This window comes from Bartonella sp. AC130YNZD (genome assembly GCF_042196865.1).
Lineage (GTDB): Bacteria > Pseudomonadota > Alphaproteobacteria > Rhizobiales > Rhizobiaceae > Bartonella.
In genome coordinates, this window is sequence record NZ_JBHIQZ010000002.1 from 150,001 (window position 1) to 176,121 (window position 26,121).

Annotated in this window: 15 protein-coding genes; 12 read left to right on the forward strand and 3 right to left on the reverse strand. The window is 36.1% G+C overall.

Translation table 11 applies throughout. The features are described 5' to 3' along the window. Nucleotides 1-156 precede the first annotated feature (156 nt). The 4 genes from bafA (ACFINU_RS01595) to ndk all read left to right on the forward strand — a co-directional run bounded on the left by bafA (ACFINU_RS01595) (nucleotide 157) and on the right by ndk (nucleotide 12,705). Nucleotides 157-5,670, forward strand: a complete 5,514-nt coding sequence (bafA, locus tag ACFINU_RS01595) for a BafA family autotransporter (protein ID WP_375617670.1) — start codon at nucleotides 157-159, stop codon at nucleotides 5,668-5,670. Between the two features lie 359 nt (nucleotides 5,671-6,029). Then, entirely contained in the window at nucleotides 6,030-8,594 is a 2,565-nt protein-coding gene (gene bafA, locus ACFINU_RS01600; protein ID WP_375617671.1) for a BafA family autotransporter, read from the forward strand. A gap of 831 nt (nucleotides 8,595-9,425) precedes the next feature. Beyond that, nucleotides 9,426-12,014, forward strand: coding sequence for a BafA family autotransporter (gene bafA / locus ACFINU_RS01605; RefSeq protein ID WP_375617672.1), 2,589 nt, complete (start codon nucleotides 9,426-9,428; stop codon nucleotides 12,012-12,014). Nucleotides 12,015-12,282: 268 nt separating this feature from the next. Next, entirely contained in the window at nucleotides 12,283-12,705 is a 423-nt protein-coding gene (gene ndk, locus ACFINU_RS01610) for a nucleoside-diphosphate kinase (protein WP_375617673.1), read from the forward strand. A gap of 336 nt (nucleotides 12,706-13,041) precedes the next feature. Here the strand turns inward: ndk and pgsA are convergent, their stop codons facing one another. The 3 genes from pgsA to ACFINU_RS01625 form a co-directional block, all read right to left on the reverse strand. Next, nucleotides 13,042-13,623, reverse strand: a complete 582-nt coding sequence (gene pgsA / locus ACFINU_RS01615; protein ID WP_375617674.1) for a CDP-diacylglycerol--glycerol-3-phosphate 3-phosphatidyltransferase — start codon at nucleotides 13,621-13,623, stop codon at nucleotides 13,042-13,044. 72 nt (nucleotides 13,624-13,695) lie between these two features. After that, a complete protein-coding gene (gene uvrC, locus ACFINU_RS01620) occupies nucleotides 13,696-15,675 on the reverse strand; it encodes an excinuclease ABC subunit UvrC (protein WP_375617675.1) in 1,980 nt (659 codons plus the stop codon). 382 nt (nucleotides 15,676-16,057) lie between these two features. Then, a complete protein-coding gene (locus ACFINU_RS01625) occupies nucleotides 16,058-16,921 on the reverse strand; it encodes a 23S rRNA (adenine(2030)-N(6))-methyltransferase RlmJ (protein WP_375667316.1) in 864 nt (287 codons plus the stop codon). 1,634 nt (nucleotides 16,922-18,555) lie between these two features. Between ACFINU_RS01625 and tatA the strand changes: the two genes are divergently transcribed. The 8 genes from tatA (at nucleotide 18,556) to ACFINU_RS01665 (ending at nucleotide 25,587) form a co-directional block, all read left to right on the forward strand. Beyond that, nucleotides 18,556-18,858 (forward strand): twin-arginine translocase TatA/TatE family subunit, encoded by a 303-nt coding sequence (gene tatA / locus ACFINU_RS01630; protein ID WP_375617677.1) that lies wholly within the window; start codon nucleotides 18,556-18,558, stop codon nucleotides 18,856-18,858. A 55-nt stretch (nucleotides 18,859-18,913) separates the two neighbouring features. Next, nucleotides 18,914-19,354: a twin-arginine translocase subunit TatB gene (locus tag ACFINU_RS01635; protein WP_375617678.1), complete on the forward strand. Its 441-nt coding sequence runs from the start codon at nucleotides 18,914-18,916 to the stop codon at nucleotides 19,352-19,354. Next, on the forward strand, nucleotides 19,351-20,133 hold the full coding sequence (gene tatC, locus ACFINU_RS01640) for a twin-arginine translocase subunit TatC (protein WP_375617679.1): 783 nt from the start codon (nucleotides 19,351-19,353) through the stop codon (nucleotides 20,131-20,133). The genes ACFINU_RS01635 and tatC overlap by 4 nt, the downstream gene beginning before the upstream one ends. Before the next feature lie 61 nt (nucleotides 20,134-20,194). Continuing rightward, nucleotides 20,195-21,472, forward strand: a complete 1,278-nt coding sequence (gene serS / locus ACFINU_RS01645; protein ID WP_375617680.1) for a serine--tRNA ligase — start codon at nucleotides 20,195-20,197, stop codon at nucleotides 21,470-21,472. A gap of 133 nt (nucleotides 21,473-21,605) precedes the next feature. Further along, nucleotides 21,606-22,265: a protein-L-isoaspartate(D-aspartate) O-methyltransferase gene (locus ACFINU_RS01650; protein WP_273791164.1), complete on the forward strand. Its 660-nt coding sequence runs from the start codon at nucleotides 21,606-21,608 to the stop codon at nucleotides 22,263-22,265. 155 nt (nucleotides 22,266-22,420) lie between these two features. Further along, entirely contained in the window at nucleotides 22,421-23,602 is a 1,182-nt protein-coding gene (locus tag ACFINU_RS01655; protein WP_375617681.1) for a peptidoglycan DD-metalloendopeptidase family protein, read from the forward strand. Between the two features lie 684 nt (nucleotides 23,603-24,286). Then, complete coding sequence (gene yajC, locus ACFINU_RS01660) at nucleotides 24,287-24,739, forward strand: preprotein translocase subunit YajC (protein ID WP_375617682.1); 453 nt, start codon at nucleotides 24,287-24,289, stop codon at nucleotides 24,737-24,739. 461 nt (nucleotides 24,740-25,200) lie between these two features. Continuing rightward, nucleotides 25,201-25,587, forward strand: a complete 387-nt coding sequence (locus ACFINU_RS01665) for an Mth938-like domain-containing protein (protein WP_375617683.1) — start codon at nucleotides 25,201-25,203, stop codon at nucleotides 25,585-25,587. The last annotated feature ends 534 nt before the right edge of the window (nucleotides 25,588-26,121 follow it).

The window sequence follows — 26,121 nt, forward strand, 5'->3', positions numbered from 1 at the left end:
AACACATGATGTATATTTGATCTGTCAGAGTTTAATCCATCGAATGCTTTGTTATCTTAAAAAAACATGAGGTTGAGCAATTGCATTGAGTTGTTTTGGTCTATGCACTTTTTTCTAAATGGGAGAATTTAAATTTAAAATTATGGAGTGTGAATAATGCAACGCAAATTGAAATTAAGTTTTTGTGCATTAATAACCAGTGGTTTTTTTGTCAAGATTGCGAGTGCAGATGGAGTAGCAGCACCAAAAGAAAAGTTATTAACACCAGTAAGTATCAGTGAACACCTAGAAGAGACAAAAAAATTGTTATCGGAAGTGAGGGGATTAAAAGAAAAAAATGAGGGATCAAAAAGGATAGAGAATAAACAGATAGTAGAAGGAAGTAATCCTTCAGAAGAGGAAAGGAAGAGATTAGAAAACCTATTCTTTGAAGTACTCACAAATTCAATAATAAGTGATGGTGCTACTATCTATATTACTAATCGTGACTCTGAAAATTCTGAAATAAATAGCTTTAAATATGAAGATGCAGGCTATTCCATCAATAATACGGTTCAAGAAGGTGGAAAACTCTACATTGATGCAGCAAGTGTTAGCAGGGATACGATAATTGAGAGTGGTGGGATTGAGGTTGTACAAAACTTGAGCAGTTCGGAATATGCCACTGTAAAAAAAGGTGGTAAACAAATTGTTGAGAGTGGTGCAAATGCAGAAGGGGCTCAAATCCATGGTGGCGAGCAGATTATTTTTGGTAAGGGAAGCCTTGGATCTGGTTTATCGCGAAAAGATAAGGCAAGTAGTGCTTATAACACCGAAATTTATGCTGAAAATGGAATGCTAGGACTACAAAGTGTCTATAGTGGTGGGATGGCTGTTGACACAAAGGTTATGAAAGGAGGTGTCCAGAATCTTGATGGTAAAGAGAATTCTAATAACGGCTTTGCAGAAGATACTGATATAGAGGGTGAGGATTTTACAATAAATGAAGGGGCTTTTGCACTGAGTACAGAACTTTTTAAAAATGGTGCGCAGAATATCTTAGCAGGAGGGAATGCGAGCGAAGTTACTTTATACGATAGAGCTACTCAGAAGATATATGATTCTGGATACGTGGATAATCTAACAATTAATCATCAAGCAAAATCATGGGTTTTTGCTGGTGCGATATTAGGTGAAAATACAAATGTTAATAATTTTGGCAACCTCTATCTTTATGCTGGAAATGGTGAAGCTGTTACGGAAGTAGACAATCTTAATTTAAATGGAGAAGATACCAAACTATACATTATTGCGTCTGAAGATAACAGCAAAAAACCTCAGGTTAATGTCCAGAATTTAACGGGAAGTGGCAGAGTTATTTTTACGTCTTTAGGGACTAATAAGCATTATTCTCAGCTTAATATTGATGATCTTTCAGGTTCTTTACATTTCAATTTTAATGTCAATTTTGCCAAGCACCTTAGTGATTATCTTGTCATTAAAGAAAGTGGTTCAGGTTATCATACAGTAAGTATTACTGATTCTGGGGGTGAGATCACAATCCCTTCCCACAAAAGGTTTACATTAATTTCTGATCATAGTGGAAACGCTCATTTTACTCTGACAAACACTTTTGGTGAAAAAATCAAAGCTATTGATGCCGGAACTTACATGTACAGTTTGAAACAGAGAAAAAATGAGAGCAATGGTAAAATTTGGTATTTAGATGCGAATTATGCTCTTGATGAGACAAATACCTCTTTATTTTCTGATTTTAGCTTGCAACCATCTGCTATAGCTTCATTATCGAATGATCTCACAGAACGCACAATTGAAAAGGGAATGATTGTTACGATTGCTGATCCTAGCTTTGATAGTAACAGTGAGAAAGTTGAAAGCACTGGAGAAACTTCGATTAGTAATACAGTTAAAGACAGTGGAAAGATCTCCGTTTATCACGGTGGTTTTAGCTTGTATACAACAATTCAAAGAGGCGGCACTGAGCTTGTTAGAACACAGGGTCTTTCACAGGATAGTACAGTTAAGAAAGGGGGAAAACAAAAGGTTGAAGATGGGGGAAAAGCTGAAGGGGTTAAAATTTACGGTGGTGAGCAGTTTGTTTCAGGAAAGTCTGATATCAAAGGTGAGATGGTAAGAAGCAGTGCCTATGACACTATCGTTTCTGGTAAAAATGGAGTGTTAGGATACCAGAATGTGTATGATGATGGAGAGGTTTTTAGCACAAAGATCATGGAAGGAGGGGTACAAAATCTTTTTGTGGAAGAAGATCTAGACCATTATAGCAGTTTTGCATTTGATACGAAGGTCTTTTCTGGTGGAGAGCAACACGTTTTAGCGGGAGGAATCGCGATTGGTGTTCTCTTACAAGGGAATGCTTTCCAAGCAATAGATTTAGGAGGCTATGTAAAAGATTTAATAATTAAGGATCAAGCACAATCGTGGTTACATTTTGGTGCAACATTAGAAGGAAGCACTATGATTCATGATTCTGGACGGATTTATCTTTATGCTGGTACTGAGCGATCTCGTACTGAAGTAGAAAAAATTGTTTTAAATGACAAAGATACCACATTATACTCTATTGCTTCCAAGATGGACGGTGAAAGCTCTTTGATTGAGGATTTAAGCGGGAATGGGCGCGTTATTTTTACTTCTACCGTGTTTAATCCACATTATTCTAAACTTGAGGTCGGTAATCTTTCAGGTAATTTACATTTTAGGTTTAATACTAATTTTGTAGAACAGCGCGGTGATTATCTTCTCATAAAAAGAGGAGCAGGTCATCACACCATAAGCGTTATCGATTCTGGTGTTGAAATTACCAATTCTCCTCTACAAGATCAGAATTTAGTTTTGGAACTTGATTTAATTCATGATCAAAGCGGAAATGCGCATTTTACTCTGATAGATTTTTGGGGTGAAGAGATAGCTACTGTTGATAATGGAGTCTACATGTACGCTCTCAAGAAAAAAGATCATAACGGTGGAAAGATTTGGTCTTTATCAACACCATCTATGCCAGAAAAAAATTCTTCTCCTATCTTTCCTCCATCTCATACGGAGTTGGCTATAGCTGAATCTTTTGAGCAAGAAAAGTATGGTTCTCCTTTGGAAGATTCTATAGCCAATTCTTATAAAGGTGATTTCAGTTTTCATGCAGAGGATTTCATTACTGGCACACGTGAAAAAATTTTGCAAAGCTCCGTGCTCGGTGACAATAGCATAGTTTATATTGTTGGTGATGGAGAAACGGATGATTTTAAATTATCCATTAATAATACGGTTCCGGAAACTGCAACACTCTATGTTGAGACTGGTGGTTTCAGTAAGAATACGACAATTGAAAATGGTGGTGTTGAGATTGTAGGGGAACAAGGGATTTCAGAATTTACGATTATTTACGAGGGTGGAAAACAAAGAGTGGAGGGAGGAGGAACCGCATTGAGAGCTGAAATTTATGGTGGGGAGCAGCTTGTTTTCGGAGATGGTTATGTAAATGGTGGAATTGTGGGGAGCAGCGCTTATAACACGACACTTTATGGTCAAGGTGATACGCCAGGACAGCAGAATGTATATGATGATGGGATGGCTGTGGGAACAAAAGTGATGAGTGGAGGAATACAAACTCTTGCTAAGTGGTTCGCAGATGATGATGATTTTATACAAAAGAGTGGTGGTTTAGCTGTGAATACTGAGGTTTTCGCGGGTGGTGTACAGCGGGTATTAGCAGGGGGTGAAGCGAATAGAGTAATTTTACGCACTGGTGGTGTTCAAGAAGTCTATGCGGGTGGAATTGTGAAGAATCTAACGATTGAAGGTAATGCCAATTCATGGATTTCTCCTAGTGCAATATTAGGAGGAGAAATAAAAGTTCAAGATTTTGGTGGGATCTATCTTGATGCTGGAGGTGATGGTCAACAAACTATAGTAGAAAACATTGAATTAAATGGAGAAGACGCTCAATTATACTCCGTTGCTCGTGGGGTTGACGACAAAAGTACACGCATTCAGCAGTTAAGCGGTGTAGGAAAAGTCATTTTCACCTCTTCTGAAGATGATTTATATTACTCTCAGCTTTATATTAATAATCTAGCAGGGAGTCTACACTTCGATTTTAATGTCAGCCTTGCAGAAGGAAAAGGTGATTACCTCTTTATTGAGAATGGGAGTGGTTTTCACACAATAAGTGCCGTAGATTCTGGTATTGAAGTTGTTGATCCTTCTTCAGCAGGACTTGATTTAATTTTTGATCAAAGTGGTAGCGCATCTTTTACTCTACAAAGTTTTTCTGGCGCAAAAACTGTAATGGTTGATGGAGGAACTTATACTTATGGCTTAAAACACAAAAATATTGAGAATGAAGAGGGAAAAATTTGGTATTTGACTGCAGTTTACATGGATAGTGCGCCACGCAGAAGCAGATCTATGCGGCATTTAAATCAAAATCAATCAGTTTCTTCTCTTTCAACGATTACAGCACCACAAGAGCATGCTATTAAATTCCCACGTCGAAGAAAAAACCGCCAAAACTTAAGGCAAAAATCTCAGGCTTCTGTATCTCCAACTATTTCCTCTCTTAGAAGTCACGTTACTGAAGTCTTAGGTTCAGGAAGTTCTCATCCTCTTTCTGATGAAAAACAACAAACTGCTGTTTCAACCTCTTCTCAATCTTTAGCCGATCAAATGATTGTGCGTCCAGTTCATAAAGAACACCCTTTTCCACAATTGAGTGAGAATCTTTCAGTTTCTCACTTTTTGACCACTCCCTCTACAGATGCGGTATTGTCTATGTCTGTGGTGCCAGCGATGGTTTTTCACAATGAAATGCAAACCGTACGTGCGGGAAGAGGAATTCTAGATAAAAGTAAAAAGAATACGGCTTTATGGAGCTATGCGATTAAATCTAAAGAGAGTGTTGTTACAGAGCATATAGATTTTAAACTGGAACAGACCGGTATCGTTTTGGGGATCAATGGTTTAAACGAGTGGGAAAATGGAGAGTTTTATATAGGTGGTTTTGGCAGTTATGATCGTGCCCGTGTTGCGCATGCACGGGGGGGTAACAGTGGAATCAATACTTATGGTATTGGCGCTTATGTCACTTATTTGGATCATAGTGGATGGTATCTCGATGGTATTTTAAAATACAATCATTATCAAAATACTCTAAAAGCCGTTTCAACGAATGGTTTAGAGATTGAAGGAACATATACTCAAAGGGCATTGGGAACTTCCTTTGAAGCTGGTTATCGACTTAAGACGTCAAAGAACAGTTGGTTACAGCCTTATGGACAATTTACATGGTTGCAAGTTGAGGGTAAAGAAATCAAGTTATCGAATGGCATGACAGGTGACATGCGTCCATTCACTTCATTACGCAGTGAGATTGGCTTATCTTTAGGATATGAATTTGGTTCTCACATGGATTCCTCATCGCTTGCGTATATTACAGCAGCATGGTTGCGTGAGAATAAAGATGATAATCAAACGTTAATTAATCAACGCCATCCATTTACCACTGACTTATCGGGGAATGCAGGTAAATTAGGAATAGGTTTAAGCAGTTTAGTGAGTGAGAAGTTAAAGTTATATGGTGAGGCACATTATATTAAAGGGCGTAAAACAAAACAGTCCCTTCAGGGTATTTTAGGTGTACGCTATAGTTTCTAATTATATGGTTATTTTTTAGTTATCTTTAAATGTATGATTAGTTTTTTTAAGTTTTTAATGCAGCATCAGAGAACAATTTTTCAGAGCACGCAGCTTCGTTGTTCATGATAAACTGTATTCCCTTATATATTTGATTATGCATTACTTTTTTTGATAAGAAAATTCTGAGGAAATGCTAAAGAAGCACTATAAAAACGCCCTTATATTCTTGATCAAAAAAGTATTTAAAAACTATAAAGAACGGTTTTTTATGAGATAAGGGGGATTTTTAAGAAGGATTATTGCAATCTAAGGTTGAAAATATGTTTTGTAGAGCTAATTACGTTCAGTGTCTATGCAGGCGTGAAAGGGGGGAGGATATGGCTCTACAATATAAATGGAAACGACATTGTTGGATACTCATGTTGAGCAGCTGTTTTGTGCAGGCTGCTGCAGCAAATGAGAGGGGGGTACCGCTTTTTTGTCAATCTTCAAGTTATGAAAATGGCAAAATATTTCAGGATCAATACAATGAGGATATGAAAACGGGAAGATGCATACTTGGAGCATCTAATGATGTTATTATAAGGGCGCGTAATGAATTAGACTTTTTAAAAAAGCCTAGCGATTTTACTGAGGATAAGGGCGCTAGAGTGTTTGTGAGTCAACAGGAGCTTGACAGCAGTCATCGTGAAAATGTTGAAAATAATGTACAAGAACACAATACTAAAATTCTTAAAAAACCTGAACTTATTTCCATTAAAGATGGGGCACTGTTAGAAAATTATATTCTTGATAATGAAGGTAAAGCATACATTTCAAATGATGGTGAGATTGATAGCCCAGGGCGATCCATTAATAACACAGTAAGGAATGGTGCAGAGCTTTATGTGTATGCAGGAGGACTCAGTGAGGATAGTAAAATTGAACATGGCGGAATTGAAAATGTTGAGGCTTTAAAGGGAAAACAAGGCTTTTCGAAAAATGCAGTCGTTAAAGAAGGTGGACAACAAAGTGTTGGAAATGGAGGAAAAGTAGAGGGGACTAAAATTTATGGTGGTGAGCAACTTGTTTTCGGGGAGGGGGATGTTGGAGGAGAGGTTAAAGGGAGTAGTGCTTCTCATACTATCATTTATGGTCAAGATGAAACACTAGGCCAACAAAAAGTATATGATGGCGGAAAAGTTTGGAATACGAAAGTTATGCAAGGGGGTGTCCAAGAGGTTGGACAAAAGTCTCAAAGTGCAAAAAATGGTGGTTTTGCATTTGACACAGAAGTTTTTGGCGGTGGTAAACAACGTATCTTAAAAGGCGGTCAGGCTATTGGAGTTATTTTAAATGAGAGTGCTATTCAGGAAATATATACTGATGGATCTGTAAAAAATCTAACAATGAATGATCAAACAAAATCATGGGTGCATGCTGGGGCAACATTAGAAGGAAAGACACAGTTAAATCATTCTGGGCAGATCCATCTTTATGCTGGGAATGATCAACATCATACCATAGTAGAAGATATTATTTTAAATGGAAAAGATACAAAACTGTACTCTATTACTGATGAGTTTGATGGAAAAAGTTCTTTGATACAAAAATTAAGTGGTGAAGGGAGTGTTATTTTTTCGTTTACAGGTTCTGATCCATATTATTCTCAGCTTCATGTGAATAATCTTTCAGGAAATTTACATTTCGCGTTCAATACTACGATTGCCCATAACCGTGGTGATTATCTCTTGGTTGAGAAAGGTGCTGGGAATCATACGATAAGTGTTGCTGATTCTGGAGTTGAAATCACGGATCCTTTTTCAAATAAGCGTGATTTAATTATGGATCAAAGTGGTGGAGCACATTTTACACTGACAGATCTTAAGGGTGACAAAATTAACGCCATTGATGGTGGAACTTATATGTATGATTTGAAAGAAAGAAAGGATGAAAATGGAAAAGTTTGGTTTTTATCTGCAGATCGCCTCAGTGGACCAGAAACCTCTATTCCAGATCCGGAAAATCCTTTTGTTCCTGGTGAAACAACAACGACACCCTCTACAGATGCAGTATTAACGTTGTCCGTAGTTCCTGGACTTATTTTTAATAATGAGTTGCAAATTATACGGAATGGTAGAAAAATTTGGGACAGAAATAAGAAAGATATCGAACTATGGACTTATGGGATTAAGAGCAGAGAACGTGTTGCGACAGGCCATACACACTTTAAGCTTGGGCAAACAGGTTTAGTTTTTGGTGCTGATCAGTTGAGTGAATTAAGGCATGGAGAGTTGTATGTTGGTGGTTTCGGTAGTTATGAGCAAGCACGTATTTCTCATGCACGAGGTGGTAATAGTGATCTGAACTCTTATAGCATTGGAACTTACGCAACTTATTTTGATCATCGCGGATGGTATATGGATGGTGTTTTGAAATATAATTATTACCGAAATAATTTGAAAGCCATATCAACGAATGGTTTAGCCATTCAAAGTCATTATAATCAGTGGGCGATAGGTGGATCATTTGAGATTGGTTGTTATTTTGAACCGGCACAGAATACTTGGATGCAGCCTTATATCAAGCTAACAGGTTTGCAGGTTGAAGGTAAAAGAATAAAACTTTCCAATGGAATGATAGGTGATCTAAGCCCATTAACTTCATTCCGCAGTGAAGTTGGATTGACTGCAGGGCATGAATTTTTTGTGAGTTCAGAAACTTCATTAACAGCTTACATTATGGCAGCTTGGTTGCGTGAGAATATAAATAATAATTATACGACAATTAATAACCAGTATAAATTTATTACAGATTTGTCAGGCAGTGCGGGTAAATTGGGAATTGGTTTAAACGGTTCGGTCAATGATAAACTAACACTTTATGCGGAAGCACATTATCTAAAAGGACATAAGATTAAGAATGCTCTTCAAGGTATTTTAGGATTACGCTATAGTTTTTAAATATGTGTGCATGGCTGATTAACTTTACAAATGTAATTGTTTTGCAAACTTAAACAGATAACGTTCGGCTATGTCTTCTCGAGAGTGTAAGGACTTTCTCAAATAGTAGAAATGTCTTTATACTCTCTCTTTTAAAGGCAACATACTGAATTTATAATAATAATTCATTTCTATGCATGTTGAATGAGAGTCGCGAAAATCATAGGATTCTCTCATTTCAAATCTGTTTATGTTGAATCAATCAAAATTATTCGCTTGGCACATCGCAAGTGGGATGAAGGTGTGTATAAAAACTATACAAAAAAGAAGTAAAAATGTCTCTGATGAATCGTCTCTAGTGTCAAGGGCTGTCACAACATTGGGATGGCAAAGTGTATGATGATACCGGCCCGCTTCTTCATAAGCGTAAAGATTGGGGGTTCAATGGCTTTACCGGTATATCATTCATGGATGACGTCGCAAAATGGGCTTGAGTGCATTGAGAGATGTCTTTTTAAAACAAGTGCGTGAATGTACAACCTAATGGCGTTTTGTTTTACGTAAAGAGGGTGCCCCCATTAAAGGGCACGAGCATTTTTTTCATCTATAATTCCAGATATGCAAATTATTCCTTGAATTCAAATAAACATTTTGAATTTTATTCAATTTTTCTGCCTTAAGTTAGAGTTTTTTAGTGGTTTATAGACAAACAACTTAAAGCTGTTTAAATTAAAAAATACACTAAAAAATTGTATTTAGACATAAATAAAACACATTATGATACAATCTAAAACGAGCTACCTATGTAGCCGCGGGATATTTTTCTAAATAATTGAGAGTGGAGTGTGGATAATGCGGTATAAATACAAATTAAGTTTTTCAGTATTGATGATCAGTAGTTGTCTTGTGCAATCTGCAAGTGTAGTAGAGAGTGGGAATAGAGGGCAAATAAGAGTAACCCATGTGAGAAATGAAGAAGAGGAACGAAAAAATTTAGAAATAATTGCTCGTCTTTTCAAAAATAATGTGACGATTGGATATGGGGATGTAGAGCTTATTGATAATGGAACAACTTCCGTGGGGTCCACTATCAAAAAAGGAGGGATGCAAATAGTTACACGTGCAGGAATTACAATAAACGCTGAAATTTTGGGAGGTCAGCAGTTTGTTCATGAAGAGCCAAATATTGATTTTACACGCGTGGTTAGACGAAGTAGTGCATATAATTCCACAGTTACTGGGGATGGTGGAACAGTTGGACAGCAGAATGTGTATGATGGGGGAGGTGCTTGGTATACGAAAGTGGGAGATAACGGAGAACAAAATCTTTATGCAGGACAAAGAAAAGAGGGAGGGAAATCAATGTATGCTCAGGTTTCTGGGAATGGGAGACAGCATGTCTTAGCACTAGGGGAGTCTGTGAAAACTACTTTGAAGGATCAAGCTATTCAAGTTGTATATCCTATGGGATTTGTAGATACTTTAACAATTACGGATTTTGCTAAATCGTGGTTCCATGTTGGTGTACAAGAAGTCGTTGGAGAAGTAAGGATCAATGGTGGCGGAGAACTTTATTTATTCGCTGGCGATAGGACAAATCATATAACTAAGAAAAACATTCCTCTAGAAGGAGAACCTGCTGAACCAATATTTGAAGTTGGTGAACGGAAGATAGGAGAAAAACCACAGATTAAAATTAAAGATTTAGGGGGGCAGGGTGGGACTGTTATTTTTTCTTCTATTCCGTATGATCCACGTCATATTTCACTTTATGTTGAGAGACTTTCAGGGGATTTACATTTTCGATTCAATATTAGCGCTACGTGGGATGCGAGTGATTATTTGTTGATTGGTGAGGGCTCAGGGAATCACAAAATAAATATTGCAGATTCTGGACGAGAAATTACAGGTCCTCTCTCACAAAGGAATAGTTTGGTTACTGAGCTTCCGTTAATTACCGATAGAAGCCACAATGGCGGAGCTGATTTTACTTTGGCAGATCTTTTGGGCAAGGACATTACAGCTGTTGATGGTGGAACCTATCAGTATCGCTTAGTGAAGAGAGGAAGATGTGCTGATTCTAGTGGTAGTGCTACAATTTGGTATTTAAGTAGAGCTTCTGGAGATACGGAAGGTTCTAGTTCTGAAGTAGAGTGTGTGAATAAGAAAGCGAAGATTCCTCTTGCATTGTCTGCTGATACGGGTACACAGTCTGATCAAGGGGCTTCTTCTGAAGGAAAAAATACAGGCTCTCGTAAACCTACTATAAAGCAACCAGCTAAACCACGACCTCCACGTCATTTAAGAGGGGCACAGAATGTCTCTAGTGTTTCTGTATCTCCTTCTCAAGAAAATCAGACTCTTGTAGCGTTACCTCCATCAGGTCTTCATCCTCTTTCTGATGAAAAACAACAAACTGCTGTTTCAACCTCTTCTCAATCTTTAGCCGATCAAATGATTGTGCGTCCAGTTCATAAAGAACACCCTTTTCCACAATTGAGTGAGAATCTTTCAGTTTCTCACTTTTTGACCACTCCCTCTACAGATGCGGTATTGTCTATGTCTGTGGTGCCAGCGATGGTTTTTCACAATGAAATGCAAACCGTACGTGCGGGAAGAGGAATTCTAGATAAAAGTAAAAAGAATACGGCTTTATGGAGCTATGCGATTAAATCTAAAGAGAGTGTTGTTACAGAGCATATAGATTTTAAACTGGAACAGACCGGTATCGTTTTGGGGATCAATGGTTTAAACGAGTGGGAAAATGGAGAGTTTTATATAGGTGGTTTTGGCAGTTATGATCGTGCCCGTGTTGCGCATGCACGGGGGGGTAACAGTGGAATCAATACTTATGGTATTGGCGCTTATGTCACTTATTTGGATCATAGTGGATGGTATCTCGATGGTATTTTAAAATACAATCATTATCAAAATACTCTAAAAGCCGTTTCAACGAATGGTTTAGAGATTGAAGGAACATATACTCAAAGGGCATTGGGAACTTCCTTTGAAGCTGGTTATCGACTTAAGACGTCAAAGAACAGTTGGTTACAGCCTTATGGACAATTTACATGGTTGCAAGTTGAGGGTAAAGAAATCAAGTTATCGAATGGCATGACAGGTGACATGCGTCCATTCACTTCATTACGCAGTGAGATTGGCTTATCTTTAGGATATGAATTTGGTTCTCACATGGATTCCTCATCGCTTGCGTATATTACAGCAGCATGGTTGCGTGAGAATAAAGATGATAATCAAACGTTAATTAATCAACGCCATCCATTTACCACTGACTTATCGGGGAATGCAGGTAAATTAGGAATAGGTTTAAGCAGTTTAGTGAGTGAGAAGTTAAAGTTATATGGTGAGGCACATTATATTAAAGGGCGTAAAACAAAACAGTCCCTTCAGGGTATTTTAGGTGTACGCTATAGTTTCTAACGATATGGTTATTTTTTGATTGATTTCAATGATAATTTTGATAGGAAGCATTTAAGATTGTGAAAGAGGATTCAATATTTATTGAGATTCGGTAGCGCATCTTTATGATGGGATAAGCAATTGCAGGTATTTTTATTAAAGTTTTCTTTATAATTTATTCTATGTTTATGAGAATTTGTGTAGATTTTTGCAGAGTCACTTGGCAAAGGGCTCCTTGCTCGCTATAGAAATGGCTAGAGAATATTATAAATGAAATAAAGGTGGTTAAATGGCTTTAGAGCGTACTTTTTCGATGATTAAACCAGACGCAACCCGTCGTAATTTGACTGGCGCAATTACTAAAATGCTTGAGGATGCGGAGCTACGTGTTATTGCGTCTAAACGTGTCTGGATGAGCAGACGTGAGGCTGAAAAATTTTATGCTGTTCATAAAAAACGTCCTTTTTTTAGTGAATTGGTTGAATTCATGTCTTCTGGTCCAACCGTTGTACAAGTTTTGGAAGGTGAAAATGCAATAGCTAAAAACCGTGAAGTAATGGGGGCTACGAATCCTAGTGATGCAGAAGAAGGGACAATTCGTAAGGTTCATGCTTTATCGATTGGCGAAAATTCTGTCCATGGATCCGATAGTGCTGAAACGGCAAAAACAGAAATCGCCTTTTGGTTTCCTGAGGTAGAAATTGTTGGTTAATAAAGCGTTTATAATAATAAAGCGTATATAAGAAGCAAAAATCCGAAACACTATATTTCGGTTTTTTGCTTATGAGATTATAGTTTTTTTTGAAAGCATATGGAGCATTAATCGTTTTTTTTTAGCTTTTAATATTGCAGCTGCTTTTACGAAAATATAAAGCCTATTTACTGTTTTCTGAAGAGTTTTTATCTACACGCTACCCTTACTTGTAATGTGCAAAAAAGTGTTTTATTGATTTATCATTAATAGATTTAAAATAAATCAATCTTATGCTATTCTCATCTCTTATTTAAGTACAAAAAGATAAATCATCATTATAAAATTCCATACTATTCATAGGATAACGTGTTTTAAACCTGCACGAAAATAATCCCACCCTGTCCACAATGTAAGGAGGGCAGAAATCCACAGCATAGTAATGCCAAACTCTACTGTGTAAGGGAAAATTTTATTACCGGCTGGTCCAGCTAAAAGAAATACAATAGCGATCATCTGTACAAAAGTTTTCCATTTTGCAAGACGAGAGACAGGAACACTAACTTTTAACTCAGCCAAATATTCACGTAATCCTGATACAAGAATTTCTCTGCAAAGAATGATAATAGCTGCCCATAGTGTCCACCCAGCGATGGTACTGTCTGCGGCAAGCAAGAGCAGACAAGCAGAGACGAGAAGTTTATCGGCGATTGGATCTAACATGCGACCAATATTGGATGTTTGTTCCCAAATACGAGCAAGGTAACCGTCAAGAAAGTCAGTAATGGATGCAACGATAAAAATGGAAACAGAAATCCAGCGAGTGATATCACTTGATTGTAGTCGCCCTTCTAAAAAAAAGCATGCAACAACCATTGGGACTGCAACAATTCGTGCATAAGTTAAAATATTTGGAAAAGAAAAAGTATGATTTTTCATGGAGCCATTTTTAATTCTTGTGAAAGAGAATATATTTCCTAAACGTAACAAGGCGAAGGTTATGAAACAAGCCTATTTTTCATGAAAATGGTTATGAATTTTTTGTGCAATTGTCATAGAGATTCCCGTAACTTTTTTTAAATCTTCAAATGAGGCACTAGCAACAGCTTTGGCACTTCCAAAATGATGAAGCAACGCACGCTTTCTTGTCGGACCGATATTTTCGATTTCATCAAGTGGGTTTTTGAATGTTGCTTTTTTTCGTTTTATCCTATGAGTTCCAATCGCAAAACGGTGTGCTTCATCACGCAGACGTTGCAAAAAATAGAGAATAGGATCACGTGGAGGAAGTGTAAAGGGGGAAATACCTTTTATAAAAAATCTTTCACGTCCCGCATGACGGTCAACACCTTTGGCGATTCCAACAACTGTGAAGAGATCATTTAATTGTAACTCAGCAAGTATTTCATGTACGCTGTTGATTTGTCCTTCACCACCATCGATTAAGATAAGGTCAGGCCAAATGGGAAAAAGATCATCATCTTTTATGTCATGACTTCTATTTGGCAGATCATACTCTTTGATAAGGCGTGAAAATCTTCGTTTAATCACTTCTTTCATCATGCCAAAATCATCGCCAGGCGTGATATCTGTTGAGCGAATGTTGAATTTTCGATATTGATTTTTAATAAATCCCATTTGACCAGCGACAATCATAGCCCCTACAGCATTTGTTCCCATGATATGAGAATTGTCATAGACTTCTATCCGGCGTGGACGAAAAGGTAGTTGGAATGTTTTAGCAAGACCTTGAAGCAATTTTGTATGGGTGGCTGTTTCAGAAAGCTTATGTTCAAGTGCTTCATGAGCATTGAGATAGGCACGATTAACAAGAGTTTTCCGTTCACCTTGTTTGGGTAAAGAGAGGGATACTTTGTGGTTTGCTTTGAGACTAAATGCTTCTGTAAGAAGTGCTTTTTCTTCAATTTCTTCAGATAAAAGGATACTTTTGGGAAGTGGTTTATTATCGTAAAATTGGGCAAGAAAACTCGCTAAAATTTCAGTGCGGGAAAAAGAGGGATCTGCTTTAGGAAAATAGGCACGGTTTCCCCAATTTTGCCCCATGCGAAAAAAGAACACTTGAATACAAGTCATTCCTTCTTTTTGCGCAATTGCAAATACATCCGCTTCTTTTATCGTTTGAGGATTAATACCTTGATGGCTTTGTATGTGAGAAAGGGCTGATAAGCGGTCACGATAGGAAGCTGCTTGTTCAAAATCAAGATTTTCTGCGGCTTTATGCATAGCTTGAACCATATCGCTTTTAATAGATTGATCTTTTCCCGAAAGGAACGCTTTTGCTCCTTTCACCAGTTCTTTATAATCACTGTCACTAATTTCATGAGTACAAGGTGCAGAACATCGCTTAATTTGATAAAGCAAACAGGGGCGTGTACGGTTTTCAAAAACTGAATCAGTACAGGTTCGTAATAAAAAGGCGCGTTGTAAAACATGAACTGTTTGTGTCACTGCACCAGCAGAAGCAAAAGGACCAAAATAGTGAGCTTTTCGTGTTCGAGCACCACGATGTTTGTAAAGTGCAGGCACTCGATGATCATCTGTAATCATAATATAAGGGAAACTTTTATCATCACGCAGGAGTACATTAAAATGTGGATGCAATCTTTTGATGAGATTGGCTTCTAAAAGGAGTGCTTCTGTTTCTGTATGGGTGACGATAAATTCCATATGATATGTTGCACGAATCATGCGGGTAATACGATTATTGTGTCCTTGTTCACGTGTATAGTTTGAAACACGTTTTTTGAGATTACGGGCTTTGCCAACATAAAGAATATCACCATTTTCACCAATCATCCGGTAAACCCCAGGCTTATGCGGAAGGTGTCTAACAAACTCTTGTATGAACTTGATACCCTGGAATTGATTTTTCTCATTGCTTTGATTGGCATTATGCCATGTAATATTAGAGAGAAAAGAAAGATTTTCCCGTTTATTTTGCGGATAATTTGTATTATTTTTCAGGACCATTCCGTTTATTACGAATATGTTGTTTGTTTAATATATGAAATATTCTTTTTTATTAAATAATGATTATTCATGTCTTTATAATTTTTTTCTATAAATAATATCTTATAACATAAGAGTATGATTTTAGAGAGCCGATCTTTCATAAAAAATATGAGAGTTGTTATTCTAAAACAGCTTTATGAATTTGCCTAATTTATCCATTAAAATGATTGAAATAAGAAATCCATGATGTAAGAGGATAGGCTTTCTAAAAAAATAATTCACGCTGATCGTTATTAGCTTACTACTATAATATGTTGGTATTATTCAAAGAACTTTATCATTCAAAGTCTTTATATCTTACAACATGATATTTGATTTAAGAAAAATATCAGAGAAAGATCTAAAATAATAGATGTTCTTTTTGAAGCCACTTATGAGTTATTTTGGCATTTTCATCTTGTCCAAGACGGTTGATAAGAAAGGGGCTGAGTTTTTTCATTTCTTCTTTCAAAAGGTAGGGAGGGTTAATAATAATCATACCACTTCCATTCATTGTCGGTGGACTTGAACTTTTTCGGATACGCATTTCAAGCTGTAGAATCTTAGGAATTCCGGTTTGATAAAGCGCGTGAAGAAAACTTTCAATTTCTTTGTCATATTTAACAGGATACCATAAAGCGTAGATCCCTCCAGAAAAGCGACGATAGGCTTTCGTTAATCCCTCAATAAGGCGGGAAAACTCTCCAGCTTTTTCAAAGGGAGGGTCAACAAGGATAAACCCACGTTTTTCTTTTGGTGGTACATGAGCATTTAAGGAAAGCCAACCATCTAAATGCAGAATTTTTGTCTGATAATCTCTTGCAAAGTTTTTTGCTAAAATATGATAATCTTCATTGTGCAATTCTATTGCGGTGAGGCGATCTTGTTTCCGTAATAATTGACGAATAAGAACAGGAGATCCAGGATAAAATACAATTTCTTTTTCCCCTTTATTGAGGGCATCAATGATGTCACACCATGGACAAAGGAGTGTTCTTAAATCTTCTGGGATAGGAGTTGAAAAAAGTCGTTGGACACCTTCGCGCCACTCTCCTGTTTTATGTGCTTCTAAAGAAGAAAGGTCATAAATACCGATTCCAGCATGCGTATCTATAACGCGAAAAGCTTTTTCTTTGCGTTTGAGATATTCTACAATGCGAGTGACAATAATGTGTTTAAAAACATCAGCAAAATTGCCAGCATGATAAATATGCCGATAATTCATGGAGTAAACTCTATCATTATGTATAACTGTACCGGATTATTAGCATAGAATAATAGAATTGATATCCATAAAAATACTCTTGTAGAAATCAAACAATGCCCTCACCTCCCAATTATACACTACAGAAAAAATATTAATGTCATGGGAGCATTTATTCACAGAGCTATTTTTATATAATGAGATTAATCGTTAAAATTTTAATTTTTTATATGAAAGATAGACAAGAAGAGATCAAACATTTCAATAGAGATATTTATGTTGTAAGAGAATTTTTTATGATCGCGGACTCTTTTAGGAAAACTATAAAAACACTCAATTAACGAGAATATTAGTGAAGTTTGTTGAAAAATTGAAGGGTAAATTCATTCATAAATTTGCTTGTTTAAAGATTAAAGAATTTCAAATGCTTGATAAAAACATTGTTACATTGATCAGTTTTTTAGCGAGCGTAAAATTATGGAGAGAGCAATAAAGTGCTGGTGTTATAGTGATAGATTTTTGTAAAAGTATGAATGAATCTCATTGCTTTAAGCGGAGCCAAAGCTTTACATTATACACGCTAAATGGCTAGGTTATTGTGTATGACGCTAAAATAAAACTTTTGAAAATTGATATGCACTCTGCAAGCTATTTCAATAAAATGAGAATTTTAAACTAAAGTAAATAGGTTTATTTATCTCTAACACTGTATTATCGAGCGGCTGTATAAGGAAATCTTATAAAAAAGGCGAGGATAAGAAATTCTTTTTACATGAATTATGCTTCGATGCCATGCTTTTGATTGAATGTAATTTTCTATTAATGCCCATTCTGGTTTCAATACTGAGATAGGTTAAACACATGATATTATGAGAACGCATGCCCAGAATCCGGAGACTTGTAATAGTTAGAGCATGCCGTGGCTTAGAGAGCTGGTTATATGGAGGTATTTTACTGAATAAAGGCACAAGCTGGTACCTTTTTTATTTTTTAGCAGTATTGCCATACCTCTTGGCACTTGAGTTGGTTCATAAAGTACATTTTTACTCTTTCCGCTAATAGTTTTTATTTACACGACAGATAGTTAATTGAATACGATGATGGCTCATATTTCGTATTGTATATGGAATAATGGATGATAAAATTCCCACCCCAACGCAAAGAATAAATGTTGTGCGTAAGATGATCGTTTTTGAAGAGAACGATGATGTGTTAAGAAAGTTTTTTAGAGATTTTTCTTTCTAATTTTTTTAATTGAATACGTAAAATGTTTTACAGCATGTTATGATTTTTATCAGTAAAGGATAATTTGGCGGAAATGTTTGTAATGATACGTACAACATTGTTTAAAAGGAAAGACATTGGCTATAGTATTTACAGGAAGATGAGTAACCTAAGAGATCAGATGAAGTTATTTTAGAAAAGTTTTTAAGTGTTTTGAATTTTGTATGAAGTGGTTTATCATTTTTGAATGGTTTGTGTTATAATACGCTAAAAAAGGATGAGAGGATAAAAAGTTCTTTTTGCAATAAAAGCGTGTAATTGCTTTTAAGTTAAGAAGAAAATATATAAGTAAGATATTATATTTGATACATTCTTCAGAGGAAGCATGAATAAATGAAATCAAATTTAAAAGCATAAAGTTAGAGAGAATAATGGGTAATATTTTTTCACCAACGCATTTAATTATAATTTTATTGATTATCTTTGTGCTTTTCGGTCGCGGTAAAATTTCTGAATTAATGGGCGATGTTGCTAAAGGAATTAAAACCTTCAAAAAAAATATGAAGGAAGAAGATGATAGCATTGAGGATAAAGTTGAAATGGCTCCTACTTCCCAAATGATTGATGTAGAATCTCAACAATCTCAGCCGTTATCAGTAAAACATGCAACAGCGCGCAAAAAGGTTTCTTCTGCTTCTAAAAAAAGCAAAACATCTGTTGCTAAAAAACAGTAACAAAAACGCAATCATCATTATGCAATATTTTTTGATGAGAAAGTCGAATTAAGAGATGTTTGGGATTGACGGACCAGAGTTTATCGTAATCTTACTTGTTCTCATCATTGTCGTTGGACCAAAAGATTTACCTAAAATATTAAAGACAGTAGCAAAGATAAGAGCGTATGTGTATTCAACAGCAAATGAATTTCGTCATCAGTTTGATGATGTAATAAAACAAATCGAGCGCGATGATTTGCAAAAAGTATGTTCGGATATTAGCGATTCAAGCAAGAAATTGGCAGAAACTTTTGATCCCACTCAAAATATATTAGAGGATATCCACGATAATTGGGATGTTAAGGAAACACATCATAAATCAAAAAAAGATAAAGAAATTTTGGAATGTGATCAAAAGGTAATCAAGAAAGATATGACAGTTTCTATAGCTTCTCATCATTCTGAAAACATTTTTGTTTCTCCTAAAGATAAAGAAAAAGAAGATGTGTCATGAATGTAAAAAAAGATGAAGTTGATGCTAATATGACTCCACTTTTAGAACATTTAATTGAACTTCGTCAGCGAATTATTTCTGCTTTGGTTGCATTTATGATCGCTTTTATGATGTGTTTTCTTGTTAAAGATTATATCTTAAATTTTTTACTATGGCCATATCAGTGGGCAATGAAAATAGCAGGGGGTAACCCTGAGGGTATTCGTTTGCAATCAACGCAAGTATGGGAAACTTTTTTAACGAAGATGAAGCTTTCTGCTTTTGGGGGAATTATTTTATCTTTTCCCTATACGGCTTTTCAGTTTTATAGTTTTATTGCACCAGGGCTTTATAAAAATGAGCGGATGGCTTTTTTACCATTTCTCATTGGGGGGCCTATTTTATTTTGTATTGGGGGAGCGTTTGTTTATGGTCTATTAGCGCCAATAATACTATGGTTTAGCCTTTCTCAACAATTTCTTCCAGATGTTCATTTAAAAATAGAGTTTATAGTGCGTATTTCTGATTATTTGGGCTTTATGACATCATTTATCCTAATTTTTGGTTTGATTTTTCAATTACCTCTTGTCATCATTCTTTTAACAAAAATCGGATTTTTAACGTCTCATGATTTGGTGTCTAAACGAAAATGGGCTATTTTACTCTCTTTTATCATTGCGGCAATCATAACGCCGTCTGATTTTTTTACGATGTTTGCAGTGGCTTTACCAACGATAGCACTTTACGAGATTTCAATTTTAATTGCTTACAGTATAGAAAAGAGAAGAAAATCCGCTTAAGAAAAGTGTATAATCTTATGCGATAAGGAATGAATAAAAACAATATAAATGAGGAATTTTTATGCTTGATATTAAGTGGATTCGTGACAATCCTGAGAAATTAGATAAAGCACTCGTAAGTAGAGGTCTTGAGCCACAAGCTGAAAGGTTAATACAACTTGATCTTGCACGTCGGTCGCATATTGCTAAGGTGCAATTGGCGCAGGAACGTCGCAATGCTGTTTCAAAGGAAATAGGACAGGCTTTAGCGGTATCGGATCAGCAAATGGCTGAACGTCTTAGAGCTGAAGTTGAAGAGATTAAAGCTTTTCTTTCCTCTGCAACAGTGGAAGAAAAACAGCTGACGGAGAGTCTTGAGAAAATTCTTTCAGCACTTCCAAATATTCCATTAGATGATGTTCCAGAAGGTAAAGATGAAAGTGATAATGTCGTCATTCGACATTTTGGTACACCTCCAACATTTAATTTTACACCAAAGGAACATTTTGATCTTGGTCAAGATCTCAAACAGATGAATTTTGAACGAGCTAGTCGTTTGTCTGGAACACGTTTTACAGTACTTTCAGGGGCGTTAGCACGGCTAGAACGAGCATTAGGCCAATTTATGCTTGATGTGCATGTCAATGAGAATGGTTACACAGAAGTCTCAACACCTCTTCTTGTTCGTGATGAGATTGTTTACGGAGCAGCACAATTACCGAAATTTGCTGAAGACCTTTTTCGTACAACAGATGGTCGATGGCTTATTTCCACAGCAGAAGTGCCATTAACCAATTTGGTCAACGATGAAATTCTTGAAATATCAGATTTACCACTGCGATTTTCTTCTTTATCTCCCTGTTTTCGTTTAGAGGCGGGAGCAGCCGGTCGTGATACGCGCGGTATGTTGCGTCAGCATCAATTTTGGAAAGTTGAAATGGTCTCGATTACCAGTGAAGAGCAGTCTTTAATTGAATTGGAACGTATGACGGAATGTGCAGAAGATATATTAAAACGGCTTGGTTTGCCTTTTCGCACAGTGGTTCTTTCTACGGGTGATATGGGGTTTGCAGCGCGTAAAACCTATGACATCGAGGTTTGGCTTCCTGGTCAAGAATGTTATCGTGAAATTTCTAGCTGTTCAGTTTGTGGAGATTTTCAAGGTCGTCGTATGAATGCGCGCTATCGTAAAGACGGCGATAAAAAATTGCATTTTGTTCATAGCCTTAATGGTTCTGGTACGGCTGTTGGACGTTGTCTTATTGCCGTACTTGAAAATTATCAACAGGCTGATGGATCAATTATTATTCCAGATGTTTTACAACCTTATATGGGAGGCATGCGCTGTATTACTGCTTAATTTTACGAAAGGAGAGACAATATGCGTTTATTGCAAAGAGGTGATGATACACAGACGCAAGTTTTTGCCATTTTAAAAGAAGCAGTTTGTCAGTATGATAAAAGTGCACCTCCATTGGAGATTGAATGATACTATGGGGCAAAAGGGTATTTTACAATTTCGTGAGGAGTTAGCCGCTCTTGTACTGAAAATGCGTAGCAAAGGCATTGATGACGTGCGATTTTTTTCGGCATTAGAGAAAATTCCGCGTCAACAGTTTGTTGCTGCTCCTTGGTTCAATAGTGCTTATGATAATAAAGTTATTCCCCTTGAGTGTGGTGAATATATGGAACGTTTGGAAGAACAACTCTTAATTCTTTCGGCATTATCTTTGAAAAAAAGGCATCGTGTCTTAGAAATTGGTACAGGATCTGGTTTTTGTACTGCTCTTATGGCATGTCTGAGTGACCGTGTGACAACGATTGATCGTTATAAAACGCTTGTTGATTTAGCACGCCAAAAATTTCAAACTTTAGGAATTGAAAATATTGTTATACGGCAGATTGATGGAAGTCATAGTGTGACAGGCTTAGGATCATTTGATCGCATTCTTATTTGGCCATCACGTTTTGATGAACCAAAGGAATTTTTAGAACTTTTAGCTGAAAATGGAATTCTCATTCAGGCGATAGGACCTGACGAAGGGGTACAAACGGTGACGCGCTATACAAAAATTGGTAGTCGATTTGAGTGTTTAGAACTGTTCCAAGTGCGTTACCAACCTTTTATTAAAGGCATTGCAGAGATACTTTAATTTTTAAAAGCTAAGAAATTTCTGCAAATTGTCTACGTTAAATTCATTTTGATCTTATATAAAGATATTTATGAATAAAACATCTCATTTTAACTCTTCGGTAATTTAAAAAAGCTTTAATGGAGTGAGTTGATTATTGATGAGTGAGCAAAACGATGTGTCTAAAAGCTTTGGATAATATTTTCCAGCATAATTTTCAGAGAATAACTTTTTTAGCGGTGGTAACTATTGTTGCTGGTTGTAGTTCTGGTACACAGCGTTTTTCCAATACATTCTCTCATCGTGCGGTATCATCTCAATCAAATATATCAAGCACTATGTATACAGATCCGCGAATGCTATCATACGGTAGTGGTATGATACAAAGCACTGAATTGCCACCTGTGGAATCAAGCGATGATTCGTGGGGAGATGATAATTCCCTCTATAATTTTCCACATCAAGGTAGGATAACTTCTTCTGATGGTCGCGTTATGGGCGCCCCTCCACGTAATCTTGGAACACTTTCTCGTTCACAAATGGATAAATCTCCTATTTTTCGGCGGAGTTCTTATATTGTCCAGAGTGGAGATACACTGCTCAGTATTGCACGACAAGTAGGGGTTAGTGTTGAGGCATTAAAATTAGCAAATGGTATAAACAGCAATTCCATTTATATCGGTCAGGTCCTTGTTGTTCCAAGCAGGCGTACATTAGCAGCTTCAAATGCACACAATAATAACGATTGGGCAGTGTCAACAACAGAATCTGCATCCCAATCTCAAGTGATGTCCTCTATAAAAAACAAGAAGTCCTCTCCTATATATAAAGCTCCTGTAATAATGCCACCCTCTGCAAAGATGAACAAATCAAGCTCTGAGAAAAATTTTTCTAAACAGATGACGCAATTGAAACATGAGACTGGTTTGTCAAGTACTGTTACGAATACAGATAATATGACGACTCCGCAAGCCACAGGAATTTCTAAGATGCGTTGGCCAGTACGAGGGCGTTTATTAAGCCAGTTCGGTCAAAAAAAGGGAACAGTAATGAATCGAGGAATAGATATTGCAGTGCCTGAAGGGTCTTCGGTAAAGGCGGCAGAAAATGGTGTGGTTATTTATGCGGGAGATGGACTAAAAGAGCTTGGTAATGTTGTGATGATTCGACATGAAAATGATATTATCACTATTTATGGATGTAATAGTAAGCTTGTTGTTAACAAAGGACAAAGGATAAGGCGCGGTGATGAGATTGCTAAATCTGGTGTTTCAGGAAATGTTAAAACGCCACGTGTCTATTTTGAGATGCGTAAGAATTCATTACCTGTTGATCCCCTTAAATATTTAGAAAACTAATTTATTGATGACTTTTACATTTGAATAGTCTTACAGTTTATAGAAAATTCATGAAAAATAATTGATTTTCTTAAATCAATGACATTTCAGCAAAAAATCATTGGTTTTAGGAAAGTAGTTCGTTGGGGTCGGTAGATATTACCATTTTTGTATTTATGAAAGTGTAAGACAATAGTATCATACTATTTGTCAGCTTTGAGTGTTTCAATTGCTCTTGCATTTGAGAGAAGCATGAAAAAAGATATTTTCACCCCTTTCTTAAAAAGTTTTTATCTACAGGCTCATTTCATATGTGTGACGTGCAAGAAAATCGTTTTGATTAATTCAGGGTTTGAAATGAGAGCGTTTTATTGTATTTAGATCTGTCATTTGATATCAAAAACGATAAATTATCTATATAAATTAAGTTTATTCATTAGAAAAATTATCTTGTATAATTTATTGAGTTAGTGAAAAGATTTGTATTGTAGGATATACAATAGGGGAAAGTGAATCTATTTTTTAAGATTTTTCTCATTGTATTTTGGTATTCTGCCTCTTAAGGATTTATTGTATTTTTGTAAAGCTGTGATTAGATTATGTAGTTATTGCTTTTTATGATAAATTCTTTAGGAATTTTTTCTGTATCGGAATTTCATTTTAATAGAGTGGGAAATACCTGAGGTTTAACTATAGGAGATAAAAATGTTTATTACGAACGCTTATGCTCAAGTTGCAGGCGATGCTTCCGGTGGAATTTCATTTGCTAGCGCTGTCCCATTCATTTTAATTTTTGCAATTATGTATTTTTTTATCATTCGTCCACAGCGTGCCCAAATGAAAAAACGCCAAGAAATGCTTAATGCAGTACGTCGTGGTGATACAGTTATAACGGGTGGTGGTATTATCGGCAAGGTTACGAAGGTTCACGACGAGAGTGGTGAATTAGAGGTTGAAATTGGTGAGAGTATGAATATTCGTGTTATTCGCTCAACATTAGCTGATGTGCGCGTTAAAGGTGAGCCGATTGCAGAAAAAAAATCAAAACTTAATGCTAAAGCAAAAAGACCACAAAAGTCTAAATCTAAAACGACAACGAAAGAAGATATGAGTATCTCTAAAGAGAAAAAAGCTATATCAAAGGAAAATGCATCTTAAGGTGTAATGGCAGTTTATTACATTTTTTAAGCATTTTTATAAAAAGCTTGGCAAGATCAAGACAATTTCATTGAAAAAGGGGCTTTTATAGTGGCTACAGAAAATGGAGTTTTTGTTTTCTTTAGATGATTAAAATAGTTGTTTTATTTATGGAATATTACGCAATTTTTTCTGTTTTTTAAACAAGATCATTGTTTTTATAAAAAGCAATTTGTGAGTAAATAAGCTGAGGAAACTTTTTAAAAGATAGATTTATTTAAGCAGGTATAGCATTTTACTGCGGTTTATTCCAAAATTTTCATATATTTGTTGTATGAGAAGATTAGGGCATTATATAAAAATTTTCACTTCAATACTAGGCTATGTTTAACATATCAATGTTTATATCAGCCTTACTTTAATTTTTATGGTGAGAAGAAGCAAAGACAATTGGATTATTCAAAAATAAAAGGTGCATATTCATGTTCGATGCAATTCAAATTCGTGAAGCACATTTTCCAAGTCGCGCACCTATTGATGCTTATGGAAATGGTGGGTTTCGTTTTGCTGATATGTCTCATAGAGGTTCTATTATTTGTGTACCATCAGGTATTTATGGCATTGAGATGGCAGGGCCTGTTCCCACTCAAGGGGATATATCTCGTATTTTAGAAGAAGCTTCTGAAATCGAAGTTTTATTAATAGGTACTGGAATTGAATTATTACGATTACCTGAAGAGTTACGGGTGCTTTTATGGGAAAAACGTATTTCATCAGATACAATGAGTACGGGAGCGGCGGTGCGTACATTTAATGTTTTATTAGCTGAAGATCGCGCTGTTGCGGCGTTATTATTTGCGGTAGACTAGAGTATTGTTTAATAAAACAAAGGCTCTGGTCTAGCATGAAAGACTTGTGTGATTATTTTCTGCGCTGTAAAATACTGTCGTTTAAGGCGGTGATATAAGGGTATAGAATATACATAACTTAACACATTAAGTGTTTTTAAATACAGCAGCAAGTATTCAGGACAAAGTTTGCTCATAGTTCCTAATGAATCATATGAGTGATCAGCTCTTGGCACTTAAGACAGTTCATAAGAGGCATTTTAATTCTTTCTTATACAGTTTTTACCTACAAGCCAGTTCCGCTTGTGACGTGCAAGGGAATAGTTTTTATTGATGTAATATGGAATTGGTTTGAAATGAAAGCATATCTACGATATTTGGGATTCTAATTTAACATACAAAACACAAAATTATCATTATAAATCAATGCGTTTATAGTAACAGAAATGCACCGAGAGCAATTGGATTTTTTACAAATTGGTGTTGGTAAGAACCTTTGTCTTTTAGGATGGGGAGGAGGTCAATGATTGATGAAGTTTTTGTGATCAGTGCATT